The following is a 13,396-nucleotide window of genomic DNA, read 5'->3' on the forward strand; positions in this document are numbered from 1 at the left end:
AAACTATCAAAATGAAGAAAATAACGTTTTTATTAGCAGCTACTATATTTTTTGTATCTGCAAAGACCAATGCACAAGATGATGCAAACAGAGATTGTATTGTAAAATACAATTTATTTAAAGGGGATTATCAATCAAAAAAATATGATGATGCCTACACCAATTGGATTTACTTAATGGATAATTGTAAAGATTTATCTGTAAGTATTTATCAATATGGTTCTAAGCTTGCAGAAGATATTAAAAAAGATCCAGCTTTAGCAAAAAGAGTTTTTGAGCAGAGATTACAATATTTTCCTGATGTAGATCCAGCAAAAGTACATAGTGATTATGCAGAATATTTATTAGCAAATAAACTAGGAACGGATGATGAGGTTTTTAATCTTTTAGATAAAGCATATAAGTTAGATCCAACAAGAATGGGTGTAAAAAATTTATATATTTATTTTCAGGGAGTAACTGATAGAAATAAAGATACAAACCCTCAATTAGTTTTTGATACCTATGATGATGTTGTAGAATCTGTTGGAGAAAAATTAGATGGATATGCAAAGAAAATTTTAGAATTGTCAGATTCTACAAGAGTTTTGGATACAAGAGAAAAAAATAATTTAAAAGCATACACTATAAATTCAAAAGCACTAGGTCAAATTGAAGGTGGTTTGGATAGAATGATTTCTGAATTAGCAACATGTGAACGTTTAATTCCTTTATATAGAAGAGATTTCGATGAAAATAGAGGTAACGTAACTTGGTTAAAAAGAGCGGTATCTAGAATGTTTTACAAAGAATGTCAAGATGATCCTTTATATGCTGAATTAGCAAAAGCGTATGCAGAGGCATCTCCATCACCTGAGGCGTATGCGTTTTTAGCAAATGTTTTAGAAAATAGTGGAGACTCTAAAGGAGCTACAGAAATGAGACAAAAGTCTTTTGATTTAGAAACAGATCCTCTTAAAAAAGCAAATTATAAATTAAAATTTGCGCAAGCAGCGCAATCTAGAGGTCAATTATCTAGTGCAAGAAGCTTGGCAAGAGAGGCTTTAAGATATAATCCTAACTCTGGTAAAGCTTATTTATTAATTGGTAGATTGTATGCATCTAGCGCAAATAGTTGTGGAGATGACGAATTTGAAAAAAGAATGGTATATGCAGCAGCACTAAGACAAGCGCAAAAAGCAGCCTCTGTAGATCCAAGTATTTATGCTTTAGCATCAAGATATATTGCATCTTATAAAGGAAGTTTACCAACTAAAAAGGTTATTTTTACAGCAAGTAAAACAATTGGTCAATCTCATACAATTAAATGTTGGATTGGTGAAACTGTAACAATAGCATCTAGTGATTAATTATAACAAAACATACTCTATAATAACAAAAAGCATTGCTGTTCTATTTGTAACAGCAATGCTTTTTGCATGTACAAATAATACGCAAAAAGCTAGAGACTTTTTGGCTGATAAAAATTTACCAGTAGGTATTTCTAAAGATGCGTATCATGTATACAAAGATTCTGGTAGAATTACCTCTAAATTAATAACTCCTAAAATGTTAGACTTTAGTAATAGAGAAAAACATCCTTATAATGAGTTTCCTTTTGGAATAAAAATTATTAATTTTGAGAATAAAGGAAAAGATTCCATAACCATTACTGGTAATTATGCAATTTCTTATGCAAAAACATCCATCTCAGAAATAAAAGGGAACGTTATTGTTATCAATCATGCAGATAAATCAAGATTAGAAACAGAGCAATTATTTTGGGACGAAAAAACAAAATATTTTGTCTCGGAAAAAGCATTTAAGTTAACAAAAGAAAATGACACTATTTTTGGTATTGGATTTGAGTCTAAAGATGATTTATCAAAACATCTCGCAAAAAAAACAACAGGAAAATTAGAAACTAAAGAAGATTAAATTATGAATAGAATTTGGAAATTTTTTCAGTACGGATATTTAATGATTGCTTTTATTTGTTTAGTAGAAACTTTTGTACAATGGAATGTAGATAGAAACAGAGCCTATTTCTTCCTTATTTTTGGAGTTTTAATTACATTAGTATTTTTCTTTAAAAGACATTTTAGAAAAAAAGTAGAAAAAAGAAACAATGAAAACAAGCAAAACAAAAAATAACCAAAATATATAATGGAGGTTGAACTCATTATTGTTGTCATATCAATTTTACTATCTGCATTTTTTTCAGGTATGGAAATTGCGTTTGTTTCTGCCAATAAAATGCATATTGAGCTAGAAAAAAAAAGAGAAGGTTTTATACCTAAAATCTTAACAATAATTACCCAAAAATCATCGAAATTTATTACAACAATGTTGGTTGGTAATAATATTTCTTTGGTAATTTATAGTTATTATATGGGGGAATTGCTCATTAGATTTCTGCCAATTGAAACGTTTAATGACTTTTCTATACTCTTAATTCAAACTATAATTTCTACAATAATAATACTGGTAACAGCAGAATTTTTACCCAAAGCAATTTTTAGAATTTATGCAAACGAAGTTTTAAAACTTTTTGCTGTACCTGCTTATATATTCTATTATATATTTCATTTTTTCTCTGAATTTATTACCATGATTTCCGATTTCTTTCTGCGTGTTTTTTTTAAGACCAATGCAGATGAACAACAAACGGAATTTAGTAAAGAGGAATTAGGTATTTATATTAATGAACAATTAGATTCTGGTAATGATGATGATGAAATGGATTCCGAAATCCAAATATTTCAGAATGCTTTAGAGTTTCAAAATGTAAAAGCGAGGGAAGTAATGGTGCCAAGAACAGAAATTGTATCTGTAGAAATGCACGAAACTGTTACCAATTTAAAAAACACATTTATCAATACTGGTTTGTCAAAAATTTTGGTGTACAAAACATCTTTAGATGATGTTGTTGGCTATGTAAATGCTTTTGAATTGTTTAAAAAACCAAAAACTATAAAATCAATTTTATTGCCTTTAGAGTTTGTTCCAGAATCTATGATGATTAACGATATTTTAAATTCGTTGATGAAAAAACGCAAAAGTGTTGCAGTTGTTATCGATGAATATGGAGGAACTTCTGGCATGATTACAGTAGAAGATATTGTAGAAGAATTGTTTGGAGAAATAGAAGATGAGCACGATTCTCAAGAATTTTTAGAAGAGAAAGTAAGTGAATCTAAATTTAATTTTTCTGCAAGGTTAGAGATTGATTATTTAAACGAAGAATACGATTTAAATATACCAAAATCAGAAGCTTACGAAACTTTAGGGGGTTTTATTATAGAACATACAGAAAATATTCCAGAAGAAAAAGAGTTGATAGATTTAGAAACTTTTGAAATTAAAATCTTAAAGATGAGTGGGGCAAAAATTGATGAAGTGTCTCTAAAAATATCCAACCAAACAGACTAAATAACTTTCCTTTTTTTTTAATTGAAAAAAATGTACGTAACTCGCTTCTAATAAGTGAAAAATGCGTTGCAATATTAAAACCAAAAACCGTATATTCGCCAACTGAAATTAAATTAAAATTAGTATGGCAGTTTTATCAAAAATTAGAGAACGCTCAATGTTCTTAATTATAATTATTGGATTAGCACTTTTTGCGTTTGTATTAGATCCATCAACACTTGGTGATTTTTTCGACTCAAGTAAAGTAAATGAAATTGGTGAAATAAATGGCGAAGCTATTTCTAGACAAGAATTTGCAAACGAATTAGAAGCTTACAAACAACAATCAGGAGGAAGAATATCTGAAATGCAAGCTGCAAAAACAGTTTGGGATAACATTGTAAGAAAAAAAATATACAAAAATCAATTAGAAGAAGCTGGTATAACAATTGGTGAAGCAGATATTTGGAACGAAGTTATCAATGCTCAATTTGTACAAAGCAGTCCAGAATACCAAAATGAAGCAGGTTTATTTGATGAAGCTAAATTCAAACAATTTTTAGCAACAGAAAAAGAAAACAATACAGCTTTATGGTCTCAATGGTCTTCTTATATGAACCAAATTAGAGATAATTCAGAAAGAAATACTTACAATAACTTAGTAACTGCTGGTTTAGGTGCTTCCTTAAAAGAAGGTGAAATTGCTTACATGATTGATAATGTAAAGTTAAATGCCCAATATGTGTATGTGCCTTATACTTCAATTGCAGATAGTTTAGTAAAAATTAAAAAATCTGAAGTAGAAGCATATATCAAAGAAAATGCAGATCAATTTAAAGTTGAAGCTTCTAGAGATATATCTTATGTTCAATTTAATATTACTCCATCAGCAGAAGACGAGCAAGCTATAAAAGACAATATGGTTTCTTTAGTTGAAGATTTTAAAGCAACAGAAAACGACGCAATATTTTTATCAGAAAATAATTCAGATTCTAATTTGAATCCTAATTTTCAGTTTAAGAGTGGCGTAAACCAAGAAATTGCAAATCAATTATTTGAAGGGAATGAAGGTGATGTGGTTGGACCTTATAAAGATAAAAATGCTTTTAAAATTTCTAAAGTTTTAGAAGTTACTCAAATGCCAGATTCTGTAAGAGCAAGTCATATATTAATACCTTTTGTTGGAGCTCAAAGAGTTGCACCAGATGTAACTAGAACAGAAGAAGAAGCAAAGAAATTAGCAGATAGTTTATTGAGTGTTGTAAAAAGAAACACTAATAAGTTCGGAGATTTAGCTAAAGAATTTTCATCGGACACAGGTTCTGGAGAAAAAGAAGGAGACTTAGATTGGTTTAATTATAACAGAATGACTCCTGCTTTTAGAGATTACACTTTTACAGGTAAAAAAGGAGATATGGATGTTGTAAAGACACCATTTGGTTTTCATGTTATTAAGATTGATGATCAAAAGAACAATCAAAAAGTGATGAAATTAGCTACTTTTAGTGCTGAAATTGTTCCATCTGAAGCTACAGAAAATGAAATGTTTAGAAAAGCAGAAGAGTTTGCATTAGCTGTTTCTAAAGAAAATAAATACTTTGAGGTAACAAACGAGAAAAATTACATAGCAAGACCAGTTGTAGGTTTAAAATCTTTAGATGAAAACGTTCCTGGACTTGGAAACCAAAGACAAATAGTTAGCTGGGCATTTAGTAGCGATACTAATGTGAGCGATTTTAAACGTTTTGATTTAGAAGGTAGTTATGTAGTAGCTTTTGTTACAGGTTCTGAAGAAAAAGGTTTAATGTCTGTTGAAAAAGCAACAAGTACTGTAAGACCTATTTTAACTAACGAAAAGAAAGCAGCAATGCTTAAGGATAAATTAAAAGGTGCAGATTTAGAATCAATTGCAAAAGCTAATAATGAGAGTATAAGAACTGCAAATAATGTAACTTTAAAAAGTCCAACACTTTCAGGAGTTGGGGTAGAGCCTAAAATAGTTGGTGCTATGTACAATGCAGAAATCAATAAATTATACAATTCAATAGAAGGTAACAGAGGAGTTTATGCATTTAAAGTAACAAATAAAGAAATGCCAACAGCTTTACCAAATTATGATGCAAGCAGAAAAAGAATAGCGGAAACAAGAAAAAGTTCTACCTTTAAAATGTATGAGGCTATAAAAAATTCATCAGAAATAGAAGATAATAGAGCTTTAATGTACACGAATTAAACTTTTTTAACTTCTTATATTTTATAAAATCCGTTCATTTTTTGAACGGATTTTTTTTTGTTTCTTATTTTAAGAGTTTATTTTTTTAGGACTTAAAATGGATATAGTCAGATCAGCATTATTATAAACTTACTATTATGTATGTATTAAAGAATTATTTCTTAAAATTATTTTGAGCTACAAAAACTTAAACTGAACTAACTTTGAAGAATATAAAAGTATTTCATTTATAATAATAACTCAGTAAAAAATAATGAACTATCATTAACACTATTAAAGCATCAAGTTATATTCCTATTTCTTATATGAGTAGCTTTCAACTGAAACCTAAAAGAACTTATTAATTGCTTATTAAGTTTACAAACGTATTTTTAATAAATGATTTTATTAGCTAAGTATGATAAAAAAATAAACAAATAAAAAAAACCTTTTTGATTGCTCAAAAAGGTTTTATAAAGTAGTAATTTCTAATTTAAGAAAAATTATTATCCTTTCATAGAAACTAAAAATTCCTCATTATTTTTAGAGAATTTTATTTTATCATTAATAAATTCCATCGCTTCAATAGGATTCATATCTGCTAGATATTTTCTTAATATCCACATTCTTTGCACTGTTTTTTCATTTAATAATAAATCATCTCTTCTTGTAGAAGATTTAATTAAATCGATTGCAGGATAAATACGTCTGTTAGAAATATTTCTATCTAACTGTAACTCCATGTTTCCTGTACCTTTAAATTCTTCAAAGATAACTTCATCCATTTTAGAACCTGTTTCAGTAAGTGCAGTTGCAATAATGGTTAAAGAACCACCATTTTCTATATTTCTGGCAGCACCAAAGAAACGTTTTGGTTTGTGTAATGCATTTGCATCTATACCACCAGAAAGTATTTTTCCAGAAGCAGGAGCAACAGTATTGTAAGCTCTTGCCAAACGTGTAATTGAATCTAAAAGAATAACTACATCATGACCACATTCTACCAAACGTTTTGCTTTTTCTAAAACAATATTTGCTACACGAACGTGTTTATCTGCTGGTTCATCAAAAGTAGATGCCACAACTTCTCCACGAACACTTCTCTGCATGTCTGTAACTTCTTCAGGACGTTCATCAATTAGTAATACAATTTGATAAACCTCAGGGTGATTATGTGCAATTGCTTTCGCAATATCTTTTAACAACATTGTTTTACCCGTTTTTGGTTGGGCAACAATCATTCCTCTTTGTCCTTTTCCAATAGGAGAAAATAAATCGATAATTCTGGTTGATAAAGAACTTCCTTTTTCTGCTAAATTAAATTTTTCTTGAGGAAATAAAGGTGTTAAATGCTCAAAAGAAACACGATCTCTAACAATATTTGGGTTTAAACCATTAATTTTAGAAACTCTAATTAATGGGAAATATTTTTCACCTTCTTTAGGTGGTCTTACGTTTCCTCTTACAGTATCACCTGTTTTTAAGCCAAATAATTTAATTTGAGATTGAGAAACGTAAATATCATCTGGAGATGATAAATAGTTATAATCAGAAGAACGTAAAAAACCATAACCATCAGGCATCATTTCTAAAACACCTTCGCTTTCTATAATGCCATCAAATTCAAAATCTGGATCTCTATATCTATTGCTAGATTTATTTCCATTACTTCTACTATTGTTGGTTTTATTTTGCTGATTTGTGTTTTTTGTCTTCTGTTGATTAGGATTTCTAGGCGAATTATTTCTTGCCTGATTTTTATGAACAGGTTTCTGATCTTTAGAATCTTTAGAATCAGTTTTTACTGGTCTTGGTTTACTTTTCTTAACATCAGAGCTATTGCTTTTAGTAGCGTTTTCACTTTTATTTTGATCAACTTCTTGATTGTCCTCTTTTTTAGCTACTTTTTTTACAATCTTTCTTACAGGGCGCTTTTTTTCTTGTGATGAATTCACATCAGTATTAGCATCATTTTTAGCTTCAACTTCTGTTTTAGGTTCATTCTGAGTATTTTTTACAACACGTTTTCTTTTAGGTTTTTCTGTTGTTGTTTTTTCTTCGGATGAAGTAACTTGTTTTGTAGAAGAAGGATTGGCTGCTTGTCGATCTAAAATTTGATATACTAAATCTAATTTTTTTAATTGGCTAGTTTTAGTAAGTCCAATAGTTTTTGCAATTACTTGCAAATCAGCAAGAGTTTTTGCTTTCAGTTCAGAAATTTCGAACATTTATATAGTTGTTAAGTTATAATAAATCTTAAAGTAAGATATTAAAAAAATTGTTTATTTGATTTTTTAATTTACTGTATATAGTGCTATACAATATTTTGTGTGAGTACTGTGCCACAAATATATACTTTTTTTTTTACTTTTTAGTTTTCTTTTTTTAAAAAAGAAATTCTATTTTTGTGCTATAATTTTTTTATATGATTCAAAGAATACAAACAATATATTTACTTTTAGCTTCTATGGTTTCTGGAGGTTTAATTTTCGTATTTAATTTATGGAATACAATTAAAGAAAAAATATTTGTTGTAGATTTGTTTTCAAGAGAGGTATTTACTTTAAAAGTAATTCCTTTTATGTTCATTATGTCCGCAATTTTATCATTAGTAACAATTTTTTTATTTAAAAATAGAAAGTTACAATTTGTAATTGGACGTATTATAATTTTGATAAATCTTATTTTACTAGGTTTGTTGATTTATTTGTCTCTAAATTTATCTGGAGAAACATCAGTTTCTGAGAAAGGTATTGGGATGTTCTTACCAATTTTGGCTATTTTGCTTGTTGTTTTGGCAAATAAAGCTATTAAAAAGGATGAAGATCTTATAAAATCTGTAGACAGATTGCGATAAAACTAACAGTAGTATATTTAGTGCGAAAAAAACCGAGAAATTTTCTCGGTTTTTTGCATTTTAAGAATATTTTGTTGTTATCAATTTTTAAAATAAAAAAACGAGAGAAAATAGTATTTTTTTAATGTACTGATAATTAGTTAATTGAGAAAAAAATCTCCCCCTTTAGGGGGAGGCGCCTCCCCCTAAAGGGGGAGACGATATTTCCCCCTTTAGGGGGATTGTGTAACATTAATAAGTAGTTTAAATTTGTAATGTAAGAATGAAAGAAAAGATATACGTTCATGTAGCTGATGATCATAAAATATTAATAGAAGGAATCATAGCTGTTATAAATACTGACGAAAATATAGAAACAATTGGTTACTCCTTAACAGGTAAAGAAGTAATAGATTGGATTAATAACAAAGATAACAAAGCAGATGTTTTAATATTAGATATTACAATGCCTGTTTTAGATGGAATTGAAGTTTTAACGTATTTCCAACAAAGAAATATAAAACAGAAGGTTATTATTTTATCTAGTTATGATGATGTTAAAATTGTTCAAGAAATGTTGTCTCTTGGTTGTAGTGGTTACATTACAAAGAATAATGCTGGCGAACATATTATAGAAGGTATAAAAGCAGTTCATAGAGGAGAACAATATTTTAGTAGCGACCTTCATAAAGATTTAATAAATATTTTATCTGGTCATAAGGTAATAGAAGAAGGCGAAATGCCAGAAGAAAAGTTATTAGAAGAGTTAACTGAAAGAGAGTTAAAAGTATTAAGATTAATATCAAAAGAATATAATACAACAGAAATAGCAGACAAGCTTAATTTAGCAACTAGTACTGTAAAAACATATAGAAAAAGTTTATTAAAAAAGTTAAAAGTAAAAAATGTAGTAGGTTTAGTAATGTATGCAATGAAACATAAAATAATATGAATCCCCCAATTCAATAAAAAAGTCCCCCAATAAATTAAAAAAATCCCCCAATTTCTATAATTTATTGTTTGCGTTACAAAACCTATTTTAACTAATTAAATAATATAAATCAAACTTAAAATTTACCTCCATGAAAAAAATTAAATTTTTAACACTAGCAGCAATCGTTACATTAGTATTTACTTCTTGTTCTAATGAAGAGTCTTTACCTTCTGAAGCTCAAAATACAAACTTATCAAAAACATTTAAATTAAAGAGAGATGCTACTGGAGCATATTCAGTTCACTCTATAGATAATACACAAATAGATAGAGTTTTGACAGAAGTAGATAATACAAAATTATTTTTTCTTTCAAATGGTAATTCTCAATCTAATAAGAATTCATCTCAAGAATTATTAATAGATAACAATAAATTAAAAGTTGGTTTTATTGATGCTAGCACTAACGATAAACAATTTGTTACTATTGCAGATGATAATATTACTTTGCTTAGTAAAAATGATGATTCTAAGAAACTAGCAGATTATAGCATTCAAGGAAACCAAGATGGTACTTATAATTTGGTTTTTAATGTGGAAGATAATGTAGCTGTATCTTTTGTTTACAATGAAGAGATTAGCACATACGAAGTTCACCTAGAAGATGGTGTAAGCACTACAACTAATTTTTCTAGAACTTTAGAAAGTGAAGATGGTAAAACTTTAAGACTTGATTTTGTAAATCATTTAAAGAACACGAATGCTAAATCTTCTGAAGAATCTCTTATCAGAAGAAAGCCAAGAGTTATTATTGAAGATGGAAATGACCCTAGTTAATAATTTAAAATTTATTTATTGAAAAAAATAATTTTACTTTTATTTATTTGTTGTAATTTTTATAACTTATTTTCTTTAGAAAATAAAAAAACCACAGAAGAAGTCTATTTATCAAAGACTTCTTCTGTTATTTCCATTTTAAATGATTCTTTATTTAAAATAAGTTATGATAAAGTTTTATCTATTTATAAAAAAGGACAATATGGTCAAGCTTTAGAAGGTGCTTTAATACTTTTAGATAATAGTAAAAAAAATAAAAATCTCTATTGGTCATACAAGCTAAGTTACCTAATTGGAGATATTTATAATAAAACTAATAAATATGAAAAATCTTTAGAATATTTTAAAAAATCTTACCAAAAGTCTAAATTAAATACCTTCGATAATTTTGATAAGCAATTTAATAATGTTGATTATGCAAACTCAATTTTTAAATTAGGTTCTACTTATCATAAATTATTTGTATCTATTAATGTGTCTGATAAGCTTACTTATTTAGATAGCATTAAATTACACAATAAAAAGTATGCCTACTTGGATAGTGCAAAAGTGTACTATGAAAAAATAGAAAATTTATCTCTTTTAAATAGTGAAATAGAATCCTTAAAAACTATTACTTTTACTAATTTGTCAGCTATTTATGAGCAAGATTCTTCTTTTGTCAAAGCAGAAATTTATGTAAGAAAGGCTTTATCTATTCATAAAAAAAACAATAACAATTTAAGCGCAGCCAATTCGTTAAATAATTTAGGGAATATTTTTTTATCACAAGGAGAATATCAAAAGTCAAAAGAGGTATATAATCAGGCTTTAGTCTTAATTAAAAATGATGATAATCCTAGAGCAATTATAACCAAAGCAAGTTTGTACAGTAACTTAGCTTGGGCTATGAGAAATTTAAAAGAATATGAAGCGTACGATTTCCAAGAAAAATCTTATGAAATAGAAGGTAATATAAGACAAAGAGAGGTTGATAAAGCTGTTGAGGAAATTACTGAAAAATATAATTTTGATGTAAAAAAACAAGTTCTTTTACAAGAGCAAGAAAATAAAAGATTAAAAGATCAGAGAGTTTTTTTAATTATCGGTATTATAGCCTTGATAATTATTTTATCATTAGCATATAAAATTAAGGTAAAAACTTTAAAACAAAACAATTTAGCTTTAGAATTAACACAAGTAGAATTACTCCAAAATCAAAAAATAGAAAAAATAAAATCGGAAGCTCAAATCCGTATTTTAAATGCAACTTTAGATGGTAAAGAGTCTGAAAGAAAGCAAATTGCAGAAACTTTACATGATAGTGTAAGTGCTCTATTATCTTCTGCTACCCTTCACTTACAAGCTACAAGAAAACAGTTTAATGGCAGCACACCTGTAGAAATAGACAAAACGCAAGAAATTATATTAGAAGCGTCTCATAAAATTAGAGATTTGTCTCATACATTAGTCTCCTCAGTATTGCTAAAATTTGGGCTTAATTTTGCCATTAAAGATATTGCAGAAAAATATTCTAATTCAGTTTTAAAGATAGAAACCAATATAAAAAAGGTAAGGAGATATGAGCAGGGTTTTGAAATTAAGGTTTACAACATTACTCAAGAATTTGCGAATAATATTTTAAAACATAGTAACGCAACAAATGCACTTATAGCATTAAAGGAAAAAAACGAAGCATTATATATTACTATTTCTGATGATGGTGTGGGTTTTGATAAAAATTCAATAAATATTAAAGATGGTTTAGGAATCAACCAAATAGATGCCAGAATTCAAATGATGAAAGGCGAATTCAATATAGAATCTTCTTTAAATGAAGGTACAAAAATAACTGTAATTTTACCAATTGTAGAAAAAGAAGCATTTAGCCACGTGTAGCTAATTCTATAATTTCTAGGTTTTTAATTTCTCCTTTTTGTAATTCAAAACGTAACATGGTTCTAATTTTATGAAAACCATGATTGCCTGCTGCACCAGGATTTAAATGTAATAAATTCAGTTTTTTATCATATTGTACTTTTAAAATATGAGAATGTCCTGAAATAAAAATTTTGGGTGAGTTTATTTTAATTTCTTCTCTAATTCTTTGATTGTATTTATTTGGATATCCACCAATATGCGTGATCCAAACAGAAACGCCTTCCAAAGAAAATTTGTTATCTAAAGGAAATTCTGCTCTAGCGTCATTGTCATCAATATTGCCATAAACAGCACGCAAAGGTTTTAGACTTTTTAAAGTATCAGTAACCTTTAAGTTTCCAATATCTCCTGCATGCCAAACTTCATCAGCTTGTTTTACGAACTTTAAAATTTGGTCATCAATATAACTGTGCGTGTCAGATAATAGTAAAATTTTTGTCATTAAAAAACAGTAAGAAAAGTTTAACGCTTCAAAGAAGATCAAAAGTAAGAAAACCTAAATAAATTCCGTAATTTTGAGGGCTTCAAAAAAATATAATTTCTTGAGATATTTTATAGAACTTTCTTATAATGGACAAAATTATCATGGTTGGCAAATTCAACCAGATGCAATGTCGGTGCAAGAAAAATTGAATAATGCAATTAGTACTATTTTTCAAGAAAAGATAGAGGTTGTTGGAGCAGGAAGAACAGATGCAGGTGTGCATGCAACCCAAATGTTTGCCCATTTTGATATTGAAAAGGAACTAAAAAGCGATGTTGTTTTTAAATTGAATTCAATTTTACCAAATGATATTGCTGTTTATAACGTTTTTTTGGTTGATGATGAAAAACATGTTCGATTTGATGCGACTTCCAGAAGTTATGAATATAAAATTTGGTTGGGTAGAAATCCGTTTTTGTTAGATTTTTCTTGGCAAATTCATTCCCAAAGACCTGATTTAAATTTGATGAATGAAGCTTCAAAATTATTGTTGGAATACACAGATTTTCAAACTTTTTCGAAAGTTAAAACAGAGGTGTATACTTTTAATTGTGATGTTACTGAAGCGTATTGGGTGCAAAAAGAAAACGAATTAACATTCCATATTTCTGCGAATCGTTTTTTAAGAAATATGGTGAGAGCTATTGTTGGCACTTTGCTTGATGTTGGTTTGGGTAAAATATCGGTAGAAGAGTTTAGAGCAATTATAGAGAGTAAAAACAGAGGTAATGCAGGTTTATCAGTACCTGCAAAAGGATTATTTTTAACGAACATAAAATATTAAA

At 28.1% G+C, this 13,396-nt stretch carries 12 protein-coding genes; 10 read left to right on the forward strand and 2 right to left on the reverse strand.

Annotation, left to right across the window (positions count from 1 at the left end):
• Positions 1 to 11 precede the first annotated feature (11 nt).
• The 5 genes from P161_RS0110750 to P161_RS0110770 all read left to right on the forward strand — a co-directional run bounded on the left by P161_RS0110750 (position 12) and on the right by P161_RS0110770 (position 5,623).
• On the forward strand, positions 12 to 1,349 hold the full coding sequence (locus P161_RS0110750) for a lipopolysaccharide assembly protein LapB (RefSeq protein ID WP_026777002.1): 1,338 nt from the start codon (positions 12 to 14) through the stop codon (positions 1,347 to 1,349).
• Positions 1,342 to 1,917, forward strand: a complete 576-nt coding sequence (gene lptC, locus P161_RS0110755) for an LPS export ABC transporter periplasmic protein LptC (RefSeq protein WP_231494732.1) — start codon at positions 1,342 to 1,344, stop codon at positions 1,915 to 1,917. Before P161_RS0110750 ends, lptC begins: the two co-directional genes overlap by 8 nt.
• Positions 1,918 to 1,920: 3 nt before the next feature.
• Positions 1,921 to 2,133, forward strand: a complete 213-nt coding sequence (locus P161_RS0110760) for a hypothetical protein (protein ID WP_026777004.1) — start codon at positions 1,921 to 1,923, stop codon at positions 2,131 to 2,133.
• 12 nt (positions 2,134 to 2,145) lie between these two features.
• Positions 2,146 to 3,411, forward strand: a complete 1,266-nt coding sequence (locus P161_RS0110765; protein WP_026777005.1) for a hemolysin family protein — start codon at positions 2,146 to 2,148, stop codon at positions 3,409 to 3,411.
• Positions 3,412 to 3,535: 124 nt separating this feature from the next.
• Positions 3,536 to 5,623 (forward strand): peptidylprolyl isomerase, encoded by a 2,088-nt coding sequence (locus tag P161_RS0110770; RefSeq protein WP_026777006.1) that lies wholly within the window; start codon positions 3,536 to 3,538, stop codon positions 5,621 to 5,623.
• A 485-nt stretch (positions 5,624 to 6,108) separates the two neighbouring features.
• Here the strand turns inward: P161_RS0110770 and rho are convergent, their stop codons facing one another.
• On the reverse strand, positions 6,109 to 7,830 hold the full coding sequence (gene rho / locus P161_RS0110775) for a transcription termination factor Rho (protein WP_026777007.1): 1,722 nt from the start codon (positions 7,828 to 7,830) through the stop codon (positions 6,109 to 6,111).
• Positions 7,831 to 8,027: 197 nt separating this feature from the next.
• On the opposite strand from rho, the gene P161_RS0110780 reads away from it, so the two are divergent.
• The 4 genes from P161_RS0110780 (at position 8,028) to P161_RS0110795 (ending at position 12,085) form a co-directional block, all read left to right on the forward strand.
• Complete coding sequence (locus tag P161_RS0110780; protein WP_026777008.1) at positions 8,028 to 8,459, forward strand: DUF4293 domain-containing protein; 432 nt, start codon at positions 8,028 to 8,030, stop codon at positions 8,457 to 8,459.
• Positions 8,460 to 8,721: 262 nt separating this feature from the next.
• Positions 8,722 to 9,390, forward strand: coding sequence for a response regulator transcription factor (locus P161_RS0110785; protein ID WP_026777009.1), 669 nt, complete (start codon positions 8,722 to 8,724; stop codon positions 9,388 to 9,390).
• Positions 9,391 to 9,520: 130 nt separating this feature from the next.
• Positions 9,521 to 10,207 carry a hypothetical protein gene (locus P161_RS18380; protein ID WP_051605718.1) on the forward strand — a complete coding sequence of 229 codons (687 nt, stop codon included), beginning with the start codon at positions 9,521 to 9,523 and terminating at the stop codon, positions 10,205 to 10,207.
• Between the two features lie 18 nt (positions 10,208 to 10,225).
• Positions 10,226 to 12,085 carry a tetratricopeptide repeat-containing sensor histidine kinase gene (locus tag P161_RS0110795; protein ID WP_231494733.1) on the forward strand — a complete coding sequence of 620 codons (1,860 nt, stop codon included), beginning with the start codon at positions 10,226 to 10,228 and terminating at the stop codon, positions 12,083 to 12,085.
• On the opposite strand, the gene P161_RS0110800 is transcribed toward P161_RS0110795, so the two are convergent.
• On the reverse strand, positions 12,072 to 12,569 hold the full coding sequence (locus tag P161_RS0110800; protein WP_026777011.1) for a metallophosphoesterase: 498 nt from the start codon (positions 12,567 to 12,569) through the stop codon (positions 12,072 to 12,074). The genes P161_RS0110795 and P161_RS0110800 overlap by 14 nt on opposite strands.
• A gap of 100 nt (positions 12,570 to 12,669) precedes the next feature.
• Between P161_RS0110800 and truA the strand changes: the two genes are divergently transcribed.
• Positions 12,670 to 13,395 carry a tRNA pseudouridine(38-40) synthase TruA gene (gene truA / locus P161_RS0110805; protein WP_026777012.1) on the forward strand — a complete coding sequence of 242 codons (726 nt, stop codon included), beginning with the start codon at positions 12,670 to 12,672 and terminating at the stop codon, positions 13,393 to 13,395.
• The last annotated feature ends 1 nt before the right edge of the window (position 13,396 follow it).

Source organism: Polaribacter sp. Hel_I_88 (assembly GCF_000687935.1).
Taxonomy (GTDB): Bacteria; Bacteroidota; Bacteroidia; order Flavobacteriales; family Flavobacteriaceae; genus Polaribacter.